This is a genomic window from Schnuerera sp. xch1 (genome assembly GCF_019931165.1).
In the GTDB taxonomy this organism is placed as follows: Bacteria; Bacillota; Clostridia; order Tissierellales; family Tepidimicrobiaceae; genus JAIOUP01.
In genome coordinates this window covers 61,337-82,921 of sequence record NZ_JAIOUP010000006.1, presented here as the reverse complement: position 1 = coordinate 82,921, position 21,585 = coordinate 61,337, and the positions used below count along the sequence as shown (strand labels likewise).

Sequence of the window (21,585 nt, the reverse complement as noted above, 5' to 3'; positions counted from 1 at the left end):
TTTGTATGCACATTTATATTATGAATAAAAATAATAAATTACTTAATACACCTACCCTCCTTCCTTTGATAATTTTACTTTAAGCACATAATGAATGCATAAATCATGCCATTTTTTCGAATTGATAAAAAAATTCGATAAATTTCGACATATATGTTAAAAAAACTTAATTACAATATATTGTATTTATATGATAATGAAACATAATATATAATAAAAGGGTTAAATGGGACTGCTATTCTCTCCCTTTTAACCCTTTTATTTGATTTTAAAATATTTTAATGTATGTCTACCTTGCTTTGTTATTATAGTTCCGCCCCTCCCTTTGGTTATATTTACCATGTCAAATCTTTCAAGATTGGTTAGTATCTTCCTTATCTCTTGTTCACTCAAAAATATTCCTTTTGATTTGGCTAGCTTGTTAATACTCCTTCTTCCTACTCTTCTTTTGTTGATATAAGCTTTTTCCAACTCTTCTAATACAAAAATATATTTTTTTATGTCATTACCTATAGTTTCTAAAAACTCTACCATTATTTCATTATTCCCTTCAGTAACAACTTCGCTATTACCATTTTCTTCATAGTAAAACGGTAGATCTTCTACTTCTATTTCTTTTTTCCCTAGGTTGACAAAATACTCAATATAATTTCTTAATTCTCTTACATTTCCATCCCAATTATAGCTTAATAATTGTTCTTTTGCAGCTTCTGTTAATACAAAATCACTATTAAACTCTTCCATAACTTTTCTCGCGAGAAATAATATATCTTCCCTTCTAGCCCTTAATGGCGGTATCTTTAATGGGAGCACATTCAATCTATAATATAAATCCTCTCTAAATTCTCCTCTATTAACCATGGACTTTATGTCCTTATTGGTAGCAGCAATTATTCTTATATCTACATTTATTATCCTATTTCCACCTATTCTGGCTATTTCTCTTTCCTGTAAAACCCTCAAAAGTTTTACTTGCAGATTCATAGGCATTTCAGTTATTTCATCTAAAAATAAGGTGCCATTATGGGCCAATTCAAAAAGTCCTGGCTTTCCACCCTTTCGTGCCCCTGTAAAAGCACCTTCTTCATACCCAAATAACTCACTTTCCAAGAGAGTTTCTGGAAAGGCGCCACAATTTACAGCAACAAATTGATATTTTTTCCTCGAGGAACTGTTATGAATAGCTTGAGCAAATAACTCTTTTCCTGTTCCGGTTTCTCCTGTAATCAATATGGATGAATTTGACTTTGCCATTCTCCTAGCAATATTTTTAGCTCTATTAATAGTATCACTTTTCCCTATTATATCATTAAAATGGTATTTTGCCTTATATCCTTTACCAATCAACTTCTGTCTTAATTTATGTTGTTTCTTTTCAGTATCGCTGTATTTTCTTATTACAGCAATAGCACCATATAGCTTTCCTGAGTGTACTAATGGGTTAACTGATGTGACTACATCATAACCATCCATTTTGATAATTTTTTCTTCAACAGAAACCAATTTTTTAAGGACATACTCAAAGGGTATCTGATTGAATAGTTCAATACCATCTCTATTTATTACTTCCTCTTCTTTAAATCCTACTATATTTTTCGCATTATCATTATATAGTAACACTTCTCCTTCAGGATTTATAGCGATAACCCCAGCATCAATAACTTGAAGTAAAATATCCAATTGGCTTTCACGGCTATTTGTTTCGCCTAAAATTTCTGCTAATCCGAAATTTGCACTTTCAACTTCCCTATAACTATTTGAAATATCCTGCCTATTCAACATGTATATTAAATCAAATTTCATCCCTATATCGATTATTGAATTAAAATCTAATAAGCTATTACCTATATTGATAATTTCTTTTGCTGAATTCGGCATATAATCTGATTGCCCTAAAATAATAACAGTCTTATCCCCAATGTTTTCCTCCTGTATTGTCCAATAGGATTTCAAGTCAATATGTCTTATTCCAAGTTGATAAATTACTGAAATCATTTGTTCAGTCATTTCAGGGCTTTCATCAATCAATACAACCTCACTACCTTTTTTTATATTCATTATCTTCTCTAGGCCTGATTTGCAAATTGTTCTGCTAGCAAAAATTAAATCAGTATCTTCCTTTAAATATCCTTTAATTTTTTCAAACATATCATAGGAAGGGACCAATACTACATCCGAATCTATTCCTTTTCTAATTTCAGGATTATCTATACATACTTTTTTGATAATAATATTATTGGAAAACAAACTCTTTATCTGTGCATAGTAAGAATCCACAGATTCTATACTATAACTTACAATAGATAAAGTTTTTTTCATAATATATCTCTCACTTTCTAATAAAAAAATTAGACACCTAAAGGTGCCTTTATTCTAACATTTAATTTATTTAAGTGCAAATTTCATAAATATAATGTACCTACTCGCAAACCTCCGCTTTTTCCAATATTTCACCCATGTTTTCTAGTCCTATCAACAATTCTGGTAATATTTCGTAAATATCCCCTACTATTCCATAATCAGCAACTTCAAATATAGGTGCATTTTTGTCTTTATTTATAGCTACTATACATTTAGATTCCCTCATGCCAGCTAAATGTTGGATTGCTCCTGATATTCCGCAGGCAATGTATAAATCTGGCCTTACAGTCTTTCCTGTTTGCCCTACCTGATGAGCTTGATCTATCCATCCAGCATCAACTGTAGCACGACTTGCTCCAACTACTCCACCTAGTTTTTTAGCCAACTTCTCTATTAATTTAAATCCTTCCGGACTTCCCAATCCTCGTCCTCCAGATACTATAATTGAAGCTTCTTCCAATTGTACTTCAGCTTTCCCACCTTTTACATATTCTATCACTTTAGCTTTTATATCGCTTTCTGTCAAATAAGGAATAATCTTCTCTATTTTACCTTCTCGTGTTTTATCGAATTTAGCTTTTTCCATAACTCCTGGTCTAACTGTAGCCATCTGAGGCCTATGTTTAGGACAAATTATAGTTGCCATTAAGTTTCCCCCAAATGCTGGACGAGTTTGCATTAATCTTCTATTATCTAAATCTACATCTAGCCTTGTACAGTCAGCAGTAAGTCCTGTGTGAATCCTAGAAGATATTCTTGGTCCTAAATCTCTACCTATATTGGTAGCACCAATTAATAATATTTCTGGCTTTCTATCAGTAATTAAATCACAAATTACCTTCGCATATCCTCCAGTAGTATAATATTCTAATAGTCTATTATCTACATATAATACATCATCAGCACCATATTTAATTAACCTATCTGTTAAATCCTCTATATTATATCCTAGTAGAACTGCTGTTAAATTAGTATTCAACTGATCTGCAATCTTTCTACCTTCTCCAAGTAACTCTATGGATACATTTAATAGTTTGCCTTCTCTTTGCTCAGCAAATACCCAAACTCCCTTATAATCATCTATACTTATCCCTTGTATTTCTGATTCTTCCTTGCCAATAGCATCAATAGGACATTTCTCTATACAAACGCCACACGCAGTACATTTATCCGTTATTACAGCTTTGTTATCTATTATGTCTATAGCATCAAATGGGCAGACATCTTTACAAACACTACAACCAATACATTTTTCATATATTACCTTTACCGACATACATATTCCCCTCCTCAAAATTGTGTTATATAATTTTTTCTTCCTTTAATCTGATTATTAGCTCTCTTGATTTTTGTTTTGAAGTACCTTCAAACATTTCTAAATTTCCACTTTTTGTTGATGGTGTAAAGGATCTGAATACATTTGTTGGGGAACCGTCCAATCCAATATTATCTACATCTGCATTTACATCTTTTGCTGATAAAATCTCAATCTTATCCTCTTTAAATGCTTCATATATTCCCTTTATAGATGGATATCTTGGTTCATTTAGCTCTTTTATAGCTGTGAGTAATACTGGCATCTTACATTCGATAATAAAATATCCATCTTCTAAAGATCTATTTGCTATAACTTTTCTACCTTCTATTTCTAAAGCTTCAACATAAGTTATCTGCGGAATACCTAAACGTTCGGCAAGCTGAGGCCCCACCTGAGCAGTATCTCCATCTATAGCCTGCCTACCACAGAATATGATGTCATAGTCTCCTATATATTTTACCCCCGCTTCTAATGCAGTAGACGTAGCCCATGTATCTGAACCTGCAAAAGCTCTGTCTGTTAAAAGTATCGCTTTATCCGCTCCCATAGCAATGGCTTCTATTAATGCAATATCAGCTTGAGGTGGCCCCATACTAAGTACTGTTACTTTAACATCTTCTAACTTATCTTTAATTCTTAAAGCCTCTTCTAAAGCATTTCTGTCATCAGGATTTATAATGCTAGGTACTCCTTCTCGAATCAGAGTTCCCTTGACAGGATCTATCTTAACTTCATTAGTATCAGGAACCTGTTTTACACATACAATAATATTCATTATATACCTCCTTTGGCGATTTATCTCAACAGGTTAGATGAAATAACCATTTGTTGTACTTGTGAAGTCCCTTCATATATTTCTGTAATCTTTGCGTCCCTCATCATCCTTTCAACTGGATAATCCTTTATATATCCATATCCACCATGTAATTGAACACATTTAGTAGTTACACTCATAGCCGTATTAGCTGCAAAAAGCTTAGCCATAGCTGCTTCTTTATTATAAGGTAGTCCATTTGTTTTATTATAAGCTGCTCTATATACTAGTAATTTAGCCGCTTCTATCTCAGTATACATATCCGCTACCATCCACTGTAGCCCTTGAAACTTAGCTATAGGCCTGCCAAATTGTTGTCTTTCCTTCATATACTTAATAGTTTCGTTTAGCGCACCTTCTGCAATACCTAAAGCCTGTGCTGCAATACCTATTCTTCCGCCATCCAATGTTGACATAGCGATTTTAAAGCCTTGTCCCTCTTCCCCTAGCAAATTTTCTTTAGGAACAATGCAATCTCTAAATATTAACTCTGCTGTAGCTGAACCTCTAATTCCCATCTTATCCTCTATTTTTCCTATACTAAAACCCGAAAAATCCTTTTCAACTATAAAAGCAGATATGCCTTTATTTCCTTTTAATTTATCAGTCATTGCAAATATTATATATACATCTGCTTCTTTACCATTTGTTATAAATATCTTTGTTCCATTTAAAATATAATTATCCCTATCAAGTATTGCTGTTGTTTGCTGTCCTGCTGCATCAGTACCTGCATTAGGCTCAGTTAATCCAAAAGCTCCTATTTTTTCTCCTTTTGCTAAAGGTATTAGATATTTTTGTTTTTGCTTTTCCGTCCCGTATTTATATATAGGCCAACAAGCTAGAGAAGTGTGAGCAGATACAATAACCCCTGTAGTAGCACATCCTTTTGATAACTCTTCTATAGCAATTGCATAGGATATTTCATCTCCTCCTGCTCCTCCGTATTCAACTGGAAATGGTATGCCTAACATATTGTACTTAGCCATCTTTTCTATATTCTCTCTTGGAAATCTACCCGTCTTATCAATCTCAGCTGCAATAGGTTCTACTTCATTTTCAGTAAAATCTCTCATGACATTTCTTATCAACTCTTGTTCTCTTGTTAATTTAAAATCCATATACATTCCCCCCTTTATTAAAACAACCTGTAAGTCTATTATATTCCAACAAAGATTTTATTTCCATGCAATTTCCTAATATTCTGGATATTAGTGTTAATTACCTAGTATATTTATTATCAGAATAAAAAATGCCCATAATGCTGAATATATATTCAGCATTATGGGCATCCCCTTAAATACCTAACCTCTTCTCACATAATCTGATTTGTTAGTTAAAAAATATGATAATGAAAAGAGTGATTCACTTAAATGCACATTCTCTATTATTATGTCATCACTAATCTGAAGATCTGCTGGTGCAAAATTCCATATTCCCTTAACACCACTTTTATCATAAATTTCAGCTATTTCTTGAGCACTTTCCTTTGGAACTGTTATGATCCCAATTTCCACGTCATTTTCCTTTATAAAGCTTTCCATATCATCTATATCTCTTATTTCTAGATCTCCGATTCTTAAACCAATAAGTTTAGGGTTTTTGTCAAATAGTGAAACAACTTTGAATCCTGCATCTTGGAATCCTCTATAGTTAGCAATAGCCTGACCTAAGTTACCGGATCCGGCAATTACAGTTTTATAAATCTTATTCAATCCTAATATTTTTCCTAACTGTTTTTGTAGTTCTTCTACATTATATCCGTACCCTTGCTGTCCAAAACCACCAAAATTATTTAAATCCTGTCTGATTTGAGAAGCTGTAAAGCCAGTCATATTACTTAATTCCTTGGATGAAACTCTGTTTATTCCTTTCCTGTATAAGTCCTCTAGATATCTATAGTACTTAGGCAATCTTCTGATTACTGTTATGGATACTTTATTATCTCTTTCCATATTATCACCCCAATCTATTTTAAGTTATTTTTTTTAATGATAACATTATAACATTATGCTCTCAACAGGTCAATTTAAGATACTCTAAGAATTTATATTATGTATATTCTTAAAGTAGGTTACCCATAATAGTATTATCATACTCAAACAGGAGGATTTTTATGGCCAGTAAAGAACAATTAAGAAAAATAGCTATATATTGTGATTCTTATAATCCCGGAAAAAGAGATGACCTGAACAATGTTTCACAAGTTTACGATGAAAAATTTGAAAGCTGTGAAAAATGTACTCATTTCACTAAAGAAGGAAAATGTGACGTAGATTTAGTAGATAAAGTTCTTTCAAGTTTAGCTATGGAACAGGATTTAAAATCTTAGAACAGCCCTTACTTTAAAAGGGCTATTTTTTTTGATAGAATAGATTATATAAGTATATAGAAAGTAGGAGATTAAAATATGATAGTCCTATCCTGTAATAAAATATCGAAAAGATATGTAGTCGATGAAATTCTAAGGGATATTAGCTTTACAGTAGAAGACAAGGATAAGATTGGGCTTATAGGAGTTAATGGTTCTGGTAAAACCACTCTATTTAAAATATTAGCTCAGGAAATATCTAAGGATGATGGAGAAATATATATAAAGAAAAATTTGAAAATAGGATATTTACAGCAACATACCAATATATCAAGTGAAAAACAAGTATTCGATGAATGTTTACAAGTTTTTGAACCATTAATTGAAATGGAAAAGAATTTAAGAAACCTTGAACAAAAGATTAGTATTGAAAGTTCAAAATCCAAGTCAGAAAAACTAAACCGTCTTATGAATGAATACTCTCAGTTACTAGAAGAATTCAATAATCTAAATGGATATGGTTACAAAAGTGAAATTAGAGGTGTTTTGAAGGGTTTAGGATTTCAAGACGAAGATATGGAAAAGAAAATAAATGTTCTAAGTGGTGGTCAAAAGGCTAGGCTTTCTCTAGCAAAATTATTATTGGAAAAACCTGAACTACTGTTATTAGACGAGCCAACCAACCATTTGGATATAGATGCTATAAGTTGGTTAGAATCATATCTTAACGAATATAAAGGTGCAGCAATTATAATATCTCATGATAGATATTTTTTGAATAATGTGGTATCCAGAGTATTTCATCTGGAAAATCAAGAACTTAAATCATATAATACAAATTATTCTGGATTTATGAAACAAAGAAAAAAAGAACTGGAGTTGTTGAAAAAACAATATGAAAATCAGCAGAGGGAAATTAAACGACAAGAAGAGATCATAAGACGTTTTTCTAACTATGGAGGCTCTAGATATATAAAGCAAGCTCAAAGTAGACAAAAGCTATTGGACAAGATGAAGGCAGTAGAAAAGCCCACTAATAATAAAAAAGTTAAAATATCCTTTAAGCCAAAGATAAGAAGTGGTAGGCAGATCTTAAATATTGAAAATTTAGAAAAAAGCTTTGGTGATTTTAAACTGTTAGAAGATATTAATTGCAATATATATAGAGGAGAAAAGGTAGGACTAATCGGTCCCAATGGAATAGGAAAAACAACCTTATTTAAAATGATATTGGGCAAAATACCATATGATAATGGAAACATAATATTAGGTCATCATGTCAATATTGGTTATTTTGATCAGGAACAAACTGGATTGAATTTAGATAAAACTGTAATAGATGAAATATGGGACCAAAATCCTGACTTTGATCATTATACCATAAGAACTATACTTAGCAGATTTCTATTCATTGGAGACGATATATTTAAAGAAATTAAAGATCTGAGCGGTGGTGAAAGAGGTAGGCTTTCTCTTTTAAAGATGATGCTCTCTAACGCTAACTTTCTCCTTATGGACGAGCCTACTAATCATCTAGATATAGATTCTAAAGAGATCCTTGAAGATGCACTTTTAGATTATGAAGGAACTCTATTAATAATATCTCACGATAGATATTTTTTAAATACAGTAACTGACAAGATATTAGAATTAACAGAAGATGGAATAAATGAATATCTAGGTAATTATGATTATTATTTGCTAAAAAAGAATGAAGTAATAATTGAAGATGAGGAAGAACAGAAAACAAAGACACAAATTAAATTAAAAAGAAAAAAAGAAAGAAAAAAATCGAAATTAGAAAAAAGGAAAAAAGCAAATATTAAAACCTTAGAAAAACTAATAGAGGAAAAGGAAAGAAAAATAGAAGAATTGGATACACAATTATGTGATCCTAAATTATATGACGAACCTGAAAAAATTATAGAATTATCTAAGGAAAGAGATGTTATTCACTCAGATTTAAATTCTCTCTATGAGCGATGGGTAAATTTGTCAGAAAATTAGTGTTTCCTTTTTCCACATAATTTATACACATAATCCACATATTTATCCCCAAAAACATGTCCTATTATCAGGGCATCATGTGAGTTTTCCACATTATCCACACGTATTTATTGTAAACTTATATCAATATGTGGAGATAATGTGGTTATTTTGTTAGTACTTATCACTTTAACTCTAAATTTGGTACTACATTTAAATAATAGTCTGAAGTATATCCTTTAATATAATTAAAGTAAGCAGCAGACCCTATCATAGCAGCATTGTCTGTACAAAGCAGTCTTGAAGGATAGAGTATTTCCATTCCTTCTTCTTGTCCTCTTTTCTTCATTAAATTCCTTAGTCCTTCGTTAGCAGCCACTCCGCCTGCCATAACTATTTTATTGGACTTTCTTTCTTTGGCAAGACTTATGGTTTTATCCACCAAAACTTCTATTACAGCTTGTTGAAAACTAGCAGCTATGTCCTTTACTATTATCTGTTCACCTTTTTGTTTAATATTATTTATATAATTTAAAACAGCTGTTTTCAAACCACTAAAGCTAAAATCATAGCTATTATCATTAAGGTACACTCTTGGAAAATCGATAGCATTTGGATTTCCTTCCTTTGACAATTTATCTATCAATGGCCCTCCAGGATATGACAACCCCAAAGTTCTAGCAACTTTATCAAAAGCTTCTCCTGCTGCATCGTCTCTTGTCCTACCTATCAATTCATAATCAATGTAGTCATTGGCATAAGCTAAATAGGTATGTCCTCCAGATACAACTAAACAGGTAAAGGGAGGATGTAAATCTTTATGCTCAATATAATTTGCGCATATATGTCCTTGTATATGATTTACTCCTATTAAGGGCTTGTTTAATGCATAAGCTATTGCCTTTGCACTTGAAATACCTACAAGCAAAGCACCTACTAATCCTGGCCCTTGAGTTACACCTATCAAATCTATGTCTTCAAAAGTGACTTTAGCTTCATCCAAAGCCTGTTGTATTATTAAATCTATATTTTCAATATGTTTTCTTGAAGCTACTTCTGGTACTACTCCTCCAAATTTTTTATGCACATCTATCTGGGAAGATATAATGTTGGATAGTACTTCTCTACCATCTCTCAGTACTGCACATGAAGTTTCATCACAAGAAGTTTCTATAGCCAATGTTGTGATTCTGTTATTCATATTTCCACCTCATTAAAATTCAATGTTTTTCCACATGATAATTGCATCTTCGTTATTGTTATGATAATATTTTTCTCTAACTCCATATTCTTTAAATCCATATTTTTTATAGAGTGATTTAGCTATTTCATTTGATCTTCTTACTTCTAAGGTCATAGCTACTACATTTCTGTCTACACATAATTGTATAAGCCCTTCTAATATTTTGCTGCCTACACCAATTCCTCTATACCTTTCGTCTACTGCAATATTTGTAATATGACCTTCATCAATTATTAGCCATATACCTCCATATCCTGCAATTTCTCCATCTACCTCAGCTAGTATATATTTGGCGAGTAAATTCTTGGATAATTCTAATAAAAAGGCCTCCCTTGACCAAGGAGGGGTAAATGCATTTTTTTCTATCTCCATTATATAATCTAAGTCTGATTCTTTCATTTCTCTAATGACTATATTCATTAACTACCACTTTCTTTCTTTTTTAATTCTCGTTGTGCTTGAGATTCCCTTAAGTAATCTGGCACCAAATTAAAATAATTACCATAATTATACTTATGCTGTTTCAATATGGCAAGTTCAGCAATGCTTGCAGCATTACAGCTATTTGAAATTATTGGAGCAAAATTTACTTTGTTTCCCAGTATATTCATTATCCTTTTTTTGTAAATATTAACAGCATTCCCATTTATTATTATATTATTATAATTCTTGTTTAATAGTTCCAATAATTCGTCAATTTCCATAATAGTAGGTGCTAATATATTATTAAGATTACCTTTTTCCCATTTATATATACCTGTATAAATTCTATTTCTTCGAGCATCTATCATAGGAATTATTATACCGTTAAAGCTAAGGTTAAATGCTAGTCCTTCCAAAGTAGATACCCCTACGATTGGTTTATCAAACACATGAGCAAATGCCTTTATAGTAGCTATCCCAATCCTAAGCCCAGTAAATGAACCAGGGCCTATAGCTATTCCATATAAATCTATATCTGACACGTGTAATTTTAAACTATCCAAAACCTCTTTAATCATAGGTACCAAATTTTCAGAATGGCTCATCTTTTGATTTAAAGAATATTCTCCTAATAAATTTCCATCCTCTAAAACAGCACACGTTGCCATCATAGTTGATGTATCCACTGCTAGTACTTTCAATTTATATTCAACTCCTTAACTATTTGACTGTACCTATTATCTTGTCCAGATATAGTTACAATTCTTTCGTCTAATTTTTCACCTTTTTCTATGTTGATCTCAATTGTATTACTGGGCAAAATATCCATTATCTTATCTCCCCATTCTATTATGCTAACACCATTTGAATAAAAATAATCTTCATATCCTAAATCAAATAAATCTTCTGGGCCTTCTAATCTATATACATCAAAATGATATACCCAAACCCTACCTTTATATTCATTTATTAATGCAAAGGTAGGACTAGTTATGTAATCATTAACTCCTAATCCTTTTCCTATTGATTTAGTTAAGGTTGTCTTGCCTGCACCTAAATCTCCTGTTAAAGATAATACATCTCCACCTTGTAAAATATTGCCTAATCTCTCACCGAATTCTTCTGTTTCTTTTAATCCCTTTAATACTATTCTAACCATTTAATCAGCCTTCCTATACCTAAACTAACTATTATTATAACACGAAATAGCGGGTCATAGACCCGCTATTTATGAATTTTTAATTTTGAATTGTAATTTACTGGTGGGATACTTCCACAAATCTTTCATAAGTCGAGGCTTATCTTTCCAAATATGTCTCTGAACTTACCTACATAATTTAATATAGTGCAGAAACAGCCTATGGTCGCCCAAAAGGCCTAACAGAATGACCCCGACCATAATTCAAAATTCACAATTCACAATTAAAAATTGGCGGGTCAATGACCCGTCTATCAGTGTAATATTGGTGATACCTTTTTATATAGCAAAGTTGTGGCCAACGTTACTAAAATGCCCTTAACTATATTAAAAGGAACCACTGCAAATAGAATTAATGTCTTAAAATCTACTACATATTTATTTACTGCTGTTCCCATGGCTACAATTTGTTCCAACGGCCATCCAAACAGTTTAGCATAAAGTGGTATCATAACATAATAGTTAACAAGTGATATTGATATAGTCATAGTTATTATTCCTATAATCATTCCAATAATAGCATTCTTAAAAGTCTTTTTTCTATGATAAACTAATCCGGCAGTAAAAGCAAACATACTACCTACAGCAAAGTTAGCAAGTTCCCCTACTCCTGCTGTATCTGTGCCTTGTAACACTAGATTAAGTATATTTTTAACCAATTGTACAAGTATTCCTGCTACAGGGCCCACGGCAAATGAACCTATAAGAGCAGGTACATCAGAAAAATCTAACTCCAAAAACACTGGTGCAAACCATAATGGAAATTCAAATAACATAAGCAAAAATGCAATTGCTCCTAAAATTGAAACCTTTACCAATGTTCTAGTATTAAAATGTTCCCTTCTTATTATTTCCATAAAAATCCCTCCATAGAATTATTTTTCTAGGGCTAGGAAGAATTTAAAAACCCCAAAGAAAAATCCTTCGGGGCGAAATCACAATTATTAAAGTATACTTTAAGTATTACTTAAAATCTTCTCCCATCCAGACTTTAACTGTCGGTCTCGGAATTTCACCAAGTCAACCAAAGACAATGGCTCGCGGACTTTACCGCCGGTGAGGAATTGCACCTCGCCCTGAAGTTTTATCATTATCTAATCTCATTATAATATTAAGTGTGATTATTGTCAATCAATTGTCTAAAGTCCCTTTACCTTGTGAATAGACTCTTCATTATAACTTGTTCTTACTTTCATATATCCAGTAAACATCTTATTTACTTCATCATCACCTGTATCTACTAATAATGGCCCTCCTTCAAGAGATCTTAACTTTTGTTTGGAGGCAATTATCTGTATGTTTTCTTTTCCTACTTTTTTAATTACATCTGCACTTAGCTGTTGATTACCTCTTCCAAATATATACCCTTGACCTCCAATAACAGTAACTATTATCTTAGCTTTTCTCCCTTCTATTAATTCTAGAATCTCTCCTTCATTTACATCAGATGCAACTAATTCTCTATCTTTCACTATATCTATCCCTAATAGAGTATTTGGCAAATCTAATTTCTCCATGATATATCTGGTGGATGTACCAGAACCTATTATATACATCACATCCGGCTCCATATCTTCAACAATCTTGTCTCCTATACCATCTAAAGCCGCTTCTTCTCCTACTATCCCTCCAGATTTTTGATTTTGAACTAACTTGGGTTCAAAAGGAACTTTCATATATCCATATAATTTAGCTGTTACATTACCTTCTCTAAATGCTTCTTCATCAATATCCATAACTTCCATTTCCTTTATCTGTAAATCTTCATCCTGAATATACTTTAAAGCTATACGTCCTGCACTTCTTGGATGATTAGCAAATACTCCTGAATGGATTTTAACTCCTGCTGGTATCCCAATGACCGGCACTTTATCTCCTATGGCATTGTAAATATTTCTTGCAGTGCCATCTCCTCCAGCAAACAACAAAAGGTCAATTCCAATATCTATCATCTCAGCCGCTGCCTTTTCTGTATATTCTGGTCCCTTCTCGCCCTTCATTTCATCTAAAACATCCACTTCAAAGCCTAATTCTTTAGCCTCTTCTTCACCCATATCTCCTAGGCATGTTATTATTTTAATCTTATCTTTAATAGGTATTAGAATCTCTAAGGCTTTTTTAGCCTTATCAGGTGATTCAGGTTTTGCACCAAGTTTTATGGCTTTTTCCAAAACTCTAGGTCCATCAGTACCTTTCAAGCCCACTTTACCTCCCATGCCCGCGATAGGGTTTACTATAAATCCTAGTTTCAAAAAAAGCACCTCTCTTTAACTAAAATTATTATAAACTACTTCTCCTATATTACCCATTCTATTCCCAATACCAACAATCTCCTTATTCAATACTTTTCCCAGTAATTCTACTTATAAAAATAATATATGTTCCCCTTTGTTTATCTTATTATACTAATTAGCAGAATATATATTCTGTTCTATATTATCAAATTTAAGTTCTACAGATGGAAAATATATTGTAAATTTGGTTCCTCTATTGACAGCAGTTTCCACATCTATTTTTGCATCATGTCTTTCAAATATTTTTTTTGCTATACTTAAACCCAATCCAGTCCCATTAGACCCCTTAGTTGTAAAATAAGGTTTGAAGATCTTATTAAGTACATTTTCATCCATACCTTTTCCTGTGTCTGATATTTCTAATACTATTTGATCATCTTTATCATAAGTTCTTATAGTCATTACTCCACCTGAATCTTCCATGGCATCTATTCCATTTAATATTATATTTATTATCGAATGTCGTAAATCGTATTCATTACCATAAACATATTGTTGGGATTGTAGATCTATTTTTAGCTCTAAATTACTTAAATTACCAGATGAAAACTTGAACTTATGTTTCGTCATCTCTATACAATTATTAATTATGTAATCAAATATATAGATATCTTTTAAACATTTATAACTCCCTTTTATATAGTTTTTAACCTTTTGAGTAATGCTCTTTCCATCTAATGCAAGTTTACTAATTATTTCAAGAGACTTTTTGATTTCTTTGATATCATTTAAACTAAGAGAATATTGAGCATGGCCTGATATTGATACTAACAAATTGTTAATATCATGAATTGTTCCATCCATTCGCTCTCCTAAATTCTTCAAATATTTATCTCTCATATGTTCTTTTTTATACTTATGATCAATATCCTTGCGTTCCAACAATGACATCAATCCTTGATGTACTAATTGCGTTGGTGTGTAAATTTCAAAATCATCTACTTCATATATCAATAAAAAATCATGATTAATAAATAGATTATAAACATATTCTTCATTAAACTCTTTTATTAAATATTTAACAAAAAATATAGCTCGTCCATTTTTACTCATAGCTCTTAATTTTTTATAGATATATTCCAGTTCATCTTTCTTAATAAAATTACAAAGCGAATCTACAGTAGTATAAATGTATACTTTTTCATCGTTATCCTCACTCAATTTACCTACTTGCCTAGTTACAGCTTCTAGAAATTCAGTAATTTCAATACTATCTCCGCTCACATAATCTTCCATACATATAAATATTAGTTTATTTGATTTTATTAAGTATTCTTTAAGACAACACAAACATTTGGTCTTCATTTTCTTTGAACAAATGTATACTATTCTACTACCATTATTAAGATAATTTCTTATATGTTTTTTAAAAAATTCAAGTTCATCTTCTCCATAATTAGAACTAATAATCCCAATAAAACCATTTTTTTCACTTAATACTTCATCAATATCCCTCATCGAACACGCCCCCTATAATTAAGCCTCCTTCATGCTAAGTGAAATCCTCTTTCTTTCAACATCTACATCTAATACTTTAACCTTTACAACATCTCCAACCTTAATCATCTCTTTTGGATGATTTACATATTGGTTGGACAAGTGGGAAATATGAACTAATCCATCCTGTTTCACACCTACATCTACAAAAGCACCAAAATCAACCACATTTCTTACTGTTCCTGTTAAAATCATATCTTCTTTTAAATCTTCCATCTTTAATACATCAGTTCTAAAGATAGGTTTTGGCATTTCATCTCTTGGATCTCTACCAGGCTTTTTAAGCTCTAAAATTATGTCTCTTAGAGTTAAAGTACCTACATCTAGTTTCTTTGAAAGTTCTTTCACATTTCTTTCGTCTAAATCCTTGCCAATTAGACTTTTGGCAATATTATATGATTCAGGGTGCACTGCCGTATTGTCTAGTGGGTTATCTCCATCCGAAATTCTTAAAAATCCTGCACATTGAGTGAATGTCTTAGGCCCTAGCCCCTTTACCTTTAATAGTTCCTCTCTACTATTGAATTTCCCCTCCTTTTCCCTAAATTCAATAATATTTGATGCCACTTTATATGAAACACCTGCCACATACTTAAGCAGAGATGAACTAGCAGTATTCAAATCCACACCAACTGTATTAACACAGTCCTCTACTACTCCTTTCAATGCTTCATCCAACTTTTTTTGGTTTAAATCATGCTGATATTGACCTACTCCTATATGTTTTGGATCTATCTTCACAAGTTCTGCTAATGGATCTTGAAGTCTTCTACCTATTGATACTGCTCCCCTAATGGATACATCCAAATTAGGGAATTCTTGTTGTCCAATTTCTGAAGCAGAGTATACAGATGCCCCAGCTTCATTCACTATAGTGTAAGATACTTCTCTATCCAATTCATTTATCATCTCAGCTACTATCATTTCAGTCTCTCTAGATGCAGTACCATTACCTATAGTGATTATATCTACATTATATTTCTGTATAAGTTCTGTTAATATCTTCTCTGATTCTTTTATTTTATTTTGAGGAGCAGTTGGATAAACTGTTGTATAAGTCAAAAGTTTACCAGTCTGATCTATCACCGCAACCTTACAGCCTGTTCTATAAGCAGGATCTATTCCCATTAAAATCTTTCCCTTAATAGGTGGTTGCATGAGTAATGGCTTCAAATTAAGAGCAAATATCTTTATGGCCTCTTCTTCTGCTCTTGCAGTGAGGTTAGATCTTATTTCCCTTTCTACAGAGGGTAATATAAGTCTTTTATAGCTATCCTCAATACTAGCTTCTAGATATTTTGTAATTTTTGCTGATTTATCTATTATTATCTTGGACCTTATATTTGATAGGATTTGTTCATCTGGTAAGATAATATTTACTTTAAGAATCTTTTCTTTTTCTCCTCTATTTATTGCAAGGATTCTGTGATTACGTATAGATTTTATTGACTCCTTATAATCATGATACATTTCATATTCAGACTTCTCGTCCTCTTCTATAGCTTCCGTCTTTATTAGTCCTCTTTTATTAGCTATGTTCTTTATCATCTCTCTGTATTCTGCGTTGTCAGAGATTATCTCTGCAATAATATCCATAGCTCCAGCCAATGCATCCTTGGCTGTTAATACTTCCTTTTCTTCATCTATGTAAGATAGAACTTGCTCCTCAAATTTATCTTCTTCAACATCTTGAGCAAATATTAAATTTGCTAACCCCTCTAATCCTTTTTCTTTGGCAATAGTCGCTCTTGTCCTTCTTTTTGGTCTAAATGGTCTATATAAATCATCTATTCTCTGAATAGTTTTAGCTTTTAATATCTTGTTTTTTAAACTTTCAGTTAGTTTCCCTTGCCCATCTATAAGTTTAATAACTTCCTCTTGTCTATCACTTAAATTTCTTAAATAGTTTAATCTATCATATAATTCTCTTAATACTGTATCCTTTAAATTTCCAGTTTGCTCCTTACGATATCTGGCAATAAAAGGGATAGTATTTCCTTCATCTATCAATTTAATAGTATTAGTAACTTGAAATGGTTTCAATTTAAATTCATTTATTAATATATTAACTATATTCATATTTCGACATCTCCTAAAATTTTCCCGTAAATTTTTTTACTGGCTATTCTACTTTATTATACCACTTTGTTAGTAATAATGTAAAACTATATTTAACAAAAAATAGCCTTCTAGTCCTAGAAGGCATATTGTTTTAAATATTCATTTATAAATACATCAATGTCACCATCCATAACTTTATTCACATCTCCAACTTCTGTCTCGGTTCTATGGTCTTTCACCAAATTATATGGATGGAATATATAGGAGCGTATTTGGGATCCCCAACCTATTTGTGAGTATTTTCCTTGTAAGTCTTCAATTTTTTCTTTTTTCTCTTCTTCTTTTATTTGAATAAGTTTAGCCTTTAACATCTTCAGAGCTGTTTCTCTATTATTATGCTGAGACCTTTCATTTTGACATTGAACTGTGATGCCTGTAGGTAAATGGGTTATTCTAACAGCTGAATCAGTAGTGTTAACATGCTGTCCTCCAGCACCACTGGCTCTATAGGTATCAATTTTTAAATCTGATTCGTTTATTTCAATATCTACATCATCATCCAATTCAGGGTACACATCTATACTAGCAAAGGAAGTATGCCTCCTATTAGATGAGTCAAAAGGTGAAATACGTACTAATCTGTGCACTCCTTTTTCAGATTTTAAGTACCCATAAGCATTAAACCCTTTGATAAGCATAGTTACGGATTTGATACCTCCTTCAGTATCCGATAATAGATCCAATATTGATACTTGAAATTCTCTTTGTTCACACCATCTCTTATACATTCTAAGAAGCATTTCAGCCCAGTCCTGAGCTTCTAGCCCACCTGCTCCTGAGTGAATGGATAGAATAGCATTATTATTATCATATTCTCCGTTTAGTAAAGCGGAAATTTTGAATTCCTGTGCTAATTTTGATATCTTCTTAAAATTTTCTTCTATTTCTTTATATATTTGATAATCCTCTTCTTCGATGGCTAATTCTATTAGTACTTCCAGATCTTCTAACGAATCCAATAAATCCTCATATTCCTTTATCTTCCCCTTTAAATTACTTAATTGCTTCATTATCTTTTGAGCTTCATCGGAATCATCCCAGAAACCTTCTTCATAGGTTTGTTTTTCTAATTTTTCAGCTTCACTTTTTATGTTGTCAATGTCAAAGTGAAACACCCAATTCGTTTATCATCTGTTTAATTTCTTCTACTTTTTCCTTGTATATATAAATATCTTCCATAAATCCTCCTTCTTTTTACTCTGCCAAAAATCAAATTTTGGAATATAAGTTATTTTCCACAACACTTTTTATATTTCTTCCCACTACCACAAGGACATGGATCATTTCTACCTATTTTTTTCTTTTTGACTACTGTTTTTTGTTTGTTTTCACTATTGCCTGAATTTGTAGGATTTGCTACTCTTTTTCTTTCCATTTTATCTGGTCTTTGAACATGGTATAGATATCTAACCGTTTCCTCTTGTATGCTATGATTCATATGTTCAAACATATCGAATCCTTCATTTTGATATGCTCTAACTGGATCCTCTTGACCGTATGCTCTCAATCCTATTCCCTGTCTCAATTGGTCCATAGCATCTATATGATCCATCCATTTATTGTCTACTACCTGCAATAGGACTATCCTTTCGATTTCTCTAAATTGTTCTTCTCCAATTTCTTGTTCTTTGTCCTTGTATCTGTTTTCTGCCAAAGTATATAGTTTATCTGTCAATTTCTCTTTGCTTAAGGATTCTACATCAATATCTTTAAGTCCATTTTTGGGTAAGAATATATTCTCTAGATAATTTTGTAATCCATTTATATCCCATTCATCTACATCTTGACTCTGTCTTGTATACATTTCTACAGCAGATTCAATAATATTTCTTACCATAACTAGAATATCTTCTTTTAAGTTTTCTCCTTCTAATACCTTTCCTCTTTGTTCATATATAACTTCTCTCTGTTTGTTCATTACATCATCATATTGCAATACATGCTTTCTTGTTGCAAAGTTATTGCTTTCAACTTTCCTTTGAGCACTCTCTATAGATCTAGTCAATAGTTTGTGTTCCAAAGGTTCATCTTCATCCATATTTAAACTGCCAACTACTGATTGTATCCTCTGTCCACCAAATAATCTCATCAAGTCATCTTCCAAAGATATATAAAATCTTGATGAACCTGGATCCCCTTGTCTTCCAGAACGACCACGTAGCTGATTGTCAATTCTTCTAGCTTCATGCCTTTCAGTACCTATTATGTGAAGTCCACCAACCTCTATTACCTTTTTAGCTTCTTTTGAAGTTTCCACCTTATGCTTGTCATAAAGTTCCTTATATTCCTTTCTCGCTTTTAATACTTCTTCATTAGACGTCTGTGCAAAACTGTCTACTTTGCTTATTATATCATCATCGTACCCTCTTTTTTTTAAGTCCTGTTTCGCCATATACTCAGGATTTCCGCCTAGTACTATATCTGTCCCTCTACCTGCCATATTTGTAGCTATTGTTACTGCACCAAATCTTCCTGCCTGAGCTACTATTTCCGCTTCTTTTTCATGATGTTTAGCATTTAATACTTGATGACGTATCCCTTGTTTTTTCAACATTTTGCTCAATATTTCAGATTTTTCTATGGAAACAGTTCCTACCAATGTTGGCTGTCCTTTGCTATGCTTTTCTTTTATTTCTTCCACTATCGCTTTAAATTTAGCTTCTTCACTTCCATATATTACATCGGGATGATCCTCCCTTATGACTGGCTTATTAGTAGGAATCTCCACTACATCCATCTTATATATTTCTCTAAATTCGGATTCCTCAGTCTTTGCAGTTCCTGTCATACCTGATAATTTCTGATACATTCTAAAGTAATTTTGGAACGTTATAGTTGCTAAAGTTTTGGATTCACTTCTTACATTTAATGCTTCCTTAGCTTCAATAGCCTGATGTAATCCATCGCTATATCTTCTACCATACATTAATCTTCCTGTAAATGTATCAACTATTATAATTTCTCCATCTTTAACTACATAATCTATATCCCTTTTCATTATATTATTTGCTTTTAATGCTTGATTTATATGATGGGCTATTTCCATGTTGTCTGGATCTGCTAAGTTTTCTAGTCCAAAATATCCTTCAGCCTTAGTAGTACCCTTTTCTGTTAAGGTACAACTTTTAGCCTTTTCATTTACAAGAAAATCAACCTTTTCCTCTTTAATCTCCCTAACAAATGGATCTGGTTTGTCTTCATTAGGGTCCACTACTCTTCCTTTTAATGTCCTAGCAAAAGAATTAGCTGCTTCATATAATTTTGTAGACTTGTCTCCCTTTCCTGATATGATAAGTGGAGTTCGCGCCTCATCTACCAATATGCTATCTACCTCGTCAACTATTGCATAGTTTAGTTTTCTTTGAACCATCTCATTCTTATAGATGACCATATTATCTCTTAGATAGTCGAATCCAAATTCATTGTTGGTTCCATAGGTAATATCACAGTTATAAGCATCCTTTCTTTGAGCATTGGTCAACCCGTGTACAATACATCCTACAGAAAGATTTAAAAATTCATATATCTTACCCATCCAATCTCTATCTCTCTTGGCTAGATAATCATTTACAGTTACTATATGAACTCCTTGCCCAGTTAGTCCATTTAAATAAGCTGGTAAAGTAGCTACTAATGTTTTCCCTTCACCAGTTTTCATCTCAGCTATCCTACCTTGATGCAGAATTATACCCCCTAATAGCTGCACTCTAAAGTGTTTCATGCCTAGTACTCTATAGGATGCTTCTCTTACTACTGCAAATGCTTCAGGTAAAATATCATCTAAAGATTCGCCATTATTTAACCTCTCTTTAAACTCTACAGTCTTATGTTTAAGCTCTTCATCAGATAATATCTGCATATCACTATCATACTCTTCTATTTTATTAACTAAAGGTTCTATACGTTTTAATTCCCTATCGCTATAAGAACCAAATATTTTGCTTAATAAATTTCTCATTGTTTAACCGCCTTTCAAGACTTTCAATATTAATCAATTTCTATCGTTATATTTTATCACT

Annotated in this window: 17 protein-coding genes and 1 riboswitch; of the genes, 2 read left to right on the top strand and 15 right to left on the bottom strand. The window is 32.1% G+C overall.

Going from position 1 to position 21,585, the window contains the following annotated elements; translation table 11 throughout:
* Positions 1-258 precede the first annotated feature (258 nt).
* The 5 genes from K8M07_RS06410 to K8M07_RS06390 form a co-directional block, all read right to left on the bottom strand.
* Positions 259-2,319 (bottom strand): sigma-54 interaction domain-containing protein, encoded by a 2,061-nt coding sequence (locus K8M07_RS06410; protein WP_223377075.1) that lies wholly within the window; start codon positions 2,317-2,319, stop codon positions 259-261.
* 100 nt (positions 2,320-2,419) lie between these two features.
* Entirely contained in the window at positions 2,420-3,637 is a 1,218-nt protein-coding gene (locus tag K8M07_RS06405; protein ID WP_223377074.1) for an electron transfer flavoprotein subunit alpha, read from the bottom strand.
* A gap of 25 nt (positions 3,638-3,662) precedes the next feature.
* Complete coding sequence (locus tag K8M07_RS06400; RefSeq protein WP_223377073.1) at positions 3,663-4,454, bottom strand: electron transfer flavoprotein subunit beta/FixA family protein; 792 nt, start codon at positions 4,452-4,454, stop codon at positions 3,663-3,665.
* Between the two features lie 20 nt (positions 4,455-4,474).
* Positions 4,475-5,614, bottom strand: coding sequence for an acyl-CoA dehydrogenase (locus K8M07_RS06395; protein ID WP_223377072.1), 1,140 nt, complete (start codon positions 5,612-5,614; stop codon positions 4,475-4,477).
* A 183-nt stretch (positions 5,615-5,797) separates the two neighbouring features.
* Complete coding sequence (locus K8M07_RS06390) at positions 5,798-6,448, bottom strand: redox-sensing transcriptional repressor Rex (RefSeq protein WP_223377071.1); 651 nt, start codon at positions 6,446-6,448, stop codon at positions 5,798-5,800.
* Between the two features lie 161 nt (positions 6,449-6,609).
* Between K8M07_RS06390 and K8M07_RS06385 the strand changes: the two genes are divergently transcribed.
* Both K8M07_RS06385 and K8M07_RS06380 read left to right on the top strand, forming a co-directional pair.
* Positions 6,610-6,825: a hypothetical protein gene (locus K8M07_RS06385; protein ID WP_223377070.1), complete on the top strand. Its 216-nt coding sequence runs from the start codon at positions 6,610-6,612 to the stop codon at positions 6,823-6,825.
* Positions 6,826-6,903: 78 nt separating this feature from the next.
* Positions 6,904-8,811 (top strand): ABC-F family ATP-binding cassette domain-containing protein, encoded by a 1,908-nt coding sequence (locus K8M07_RS06380; protein WP_223377069.1) that lies wholly within the window; start codon positions 6,904-6,906, stop codon positions 8,809-8,811.
* Between the two features lie 163 nt (positions 8,812-8,974).
* On the opposite strand, the gene tsaD is transcribed toward K8M07_RS06380, so the two are convergent.
* The 10 genes from tsaD to secA all read right to left on the bottom strand — a co-directional run bounded on the left by tsaD (position 8,975) and on the right by secA (position 21,524).
* A complete protein-coding gene (gene tsaD / locus K8M07_RS06375) occupies positions 8,975-9,991 on the bottom strand; it encodes a tRNA (adenosine(37)-N6)-threonylcarbamoyltransferase complex transferase subunit TsaD (RefSeq protein WP_223377068.1) in 1,017 nt (338 codons plus the stop codon).
* A 12-nt stretch (positions 9,992-10,003) separates the two neighbouring features.
* Positions 10,004-10,453 carry a ribosomal protein S18-alanine N-acetyltransferase gene (gene rimI / locus K8M07_RS06370; protein WP_223377067.1) on the bottom strand — a complete coding sequence of 150 codons (450 nt, stop codon included), beginning with the start codon at positions 10,451-10,453 and terminating at the stop codon, positions 10,004-10,006.
* Positions 10,453-11,157 (bottom strand): tRNA (adenosine(37)-N6)-threonylcarbamoyltransferase complex dimerization subunit type 1 TsaB, encoded by a 705-nt coding sequence (tsaB, locus tag K8M07_RS06365; RefSeq protein ID WP_223377066.1) that lies wholly within the window; start codon positions 11,155-11,157, stop codon positions 10,453-10,455. The genes rimI and tsaB overlap by 1 nt, the downstream gene beginning before the upstream one ends.
* Positions 11,154-11,615, bottom strand: a complete 462-nt coding sequence (gene tsaE, locus K8M07_RS06360) for a tRNA (adenosine(37)-N6)-threonylcarbamoyltransferase complex ATPase subunit type 1 TsaE (RefSeq protein WP_223377065.1) — start codon at positions 11,613-11,615, stop codon at positions 11,154-11,156. The genes tsaB and tsaE overlap by 4 nt, the downstream gene beginning before the upstream one ends.
* Before the next feature lie 293 nt (positions 11,616-11,908).
* On the bottom strand, positions 11,909-12,511 hold the full coding sequence (locus K8M07_RS06355; RefSeq protein ID WP_223377064.1) for an ECF transporter S component: 603 nt from the start codon (positions 12,509-12,511) through the stop codon (positions 11,909-11,911).
* Between the two features lie 111 nt (positions 12,512-12,622).
* Positions 12,623-12,742, bottom strand: a riboswitch (FMN riboswitch).
* A gap of 51 nt (positions 12,743-12,793) precedes the next feature.
* Positions 12,794-13,915 carry an ATP-NAD kinase family protein gene (locus tag K8M07_RS06350; RefSeq protein WP_223377063.1) on the bottom strand — a complete coding sequence of 374 codons (1,122 nt, stop codon included), beginning with the start codon at positions 13,913-13,915 and terminating at the stop codon, positions 12,794-12,796.
* Positions 13,916-14,059: 144 nt separating this feature from the next.
* Complete coding sequence (locus tag K8M07_RS06345) at positions 14,060-15,406, bottom strand: sensor histidine kinase (protein WP_223377062.1); 1,347 nt, start codon at positions 15,404-15,406, stop codon at positions 14,060-14,062.
* 18 nt (positions 15,407-15,424) lie between these two features.
* On the bottom strand, positions 15,425-17,524 hold the full coding sequence (locus tag K8M07_RS06340) for a Tex family protein (RefSeq protein ID WP_223377061.1): 2,100 nt from the start codon (positions 17,522-17,524) through the stop codon (positions 15,425-15,427).
* A 116-nt stretch (positions 17,525-17,640) separates the two neighbouring features.
* Positions 17,641-18,745, bottom strand: a protein-coding gene (gene prfB, locus K8M07_RS06335) for a peptide chain release factor 2 (protein WP_223377060.1) whose coding sequence is annotated in 2 segments (ribosomal slippage) — positions 17,641-18,669 and positions 18,671-18,745 — 1,104 coding nt in all. Because the reading frame shifts where the segments join, the coding sequence is not laid out codon by codon here.
* A gap of 49 nt (positions 18,746-18,794) precedes the next feature.
* The gene (gene secA / locus K8M07_RS06330; RefSeq protein WP_223377059.1) at positions 18,795-21,524 is read right to left on the bottom strand and encodes a preprotein translocase subunit SecA; all 2,730 of its coding nucleotides are present in this window, start codon (positions 21,522-21,524) and stop codon (positions 18,795-18,797) included.
* Positions 21,525-21,585 lie beyond the last annotated feature (61 nt).

Coding starts and splice junctions, on each gene's coding strand:
- K8M07_RS06340 (WP_223377061.1), bottom strand. CDS start 17,524: ATGAATATAGTTAATATATTAATAAATGAATTTAAATTGAAACCATTT.
- K8M07_RS06390 (WP_223377071.1), bottom strand. CDS start 6,448: ATGGAAAGAGATAATAAAGTATCCATAACAGTAATCAGAAGATTGCCT.
- K8M07_RS06380 (WP_223377069.1), top strand. CDS start 6,904: ATGATAGTCCTATCCTGTAATAAAATATCGAAAAGATATGTAGTCGAT.
- tsaE (WP_223377065.1), bottom strand. CDS start 11,615: ATGGTTAGAATAGTATTAAAGGGATTAAAAGAAACAGAAGAATTCGGT.
- K8M07_RS06410 (WP_223377075.1), bottom strand. CDS start 2,319: ATGAAAAAAACTTTATCTATTGTAAGTTATAGTATAGAATCTGTGGAT.
- K8M07_RS06400 (WP_223377073.1), bottom strand. CDS start 4,454: ATGAATATTATTGTATGTGTAAAACAGGTTCCTGATACTAATGAAGTT.
- K8M07_RS06385 (WP_223377070.1), top strand. CDS start 6,610: ATGGCCAGTAAAGAACAATTAAGAAAAATAGCTATATATTGTGATTCT.
- K8M07_RS06395 (WP_223377072.1), bottom strand. CDS start 5,614: ATGGATTTTAAATTAACAAGAGAACAAGAGTTGATAAGAAATGTCATG.
- tsaD (WP_223377068.1), bottom strand. CDS start 9,991: ATGAATAACAGAATCACAACATTGGCTATAGAAACTTCTTGTGATGAA.
- secA (WP_223377059.1), bottom strand. CDS start 21,524: ATGAGAAATTTATTAAGCAAAATATTTGGTTCTTATAGCGATAGGGAA.
- rimI (WP_223377067.1), bottom strand. CDS start 10,453: ATGAATATAGTCATTAGAGAAATGAAAGAATCAGACTTAGATTATATA.
- K8M07_RS06345 (WP_223377062.1), bottom strand. CDS start 15,406: ATGAGGGATATTGATGAAGTATTAAGTGAAAAAAATGGTTTTATTGGG.
- K8M07_RS06405 (WP_223377074.1), bottom strand. CDS start 3,637: ATGTCGGTAAAGGTAATATATGAAAAATGTATTGGTTGTAGTGTTTGT.
- K8M07_RS06355 (WP_223377064.1), bottom strand. CDS start 12,511: ATGGAAATAATAAGAAGGGAACATTTTAATACTAGAACATTGGTAAAG.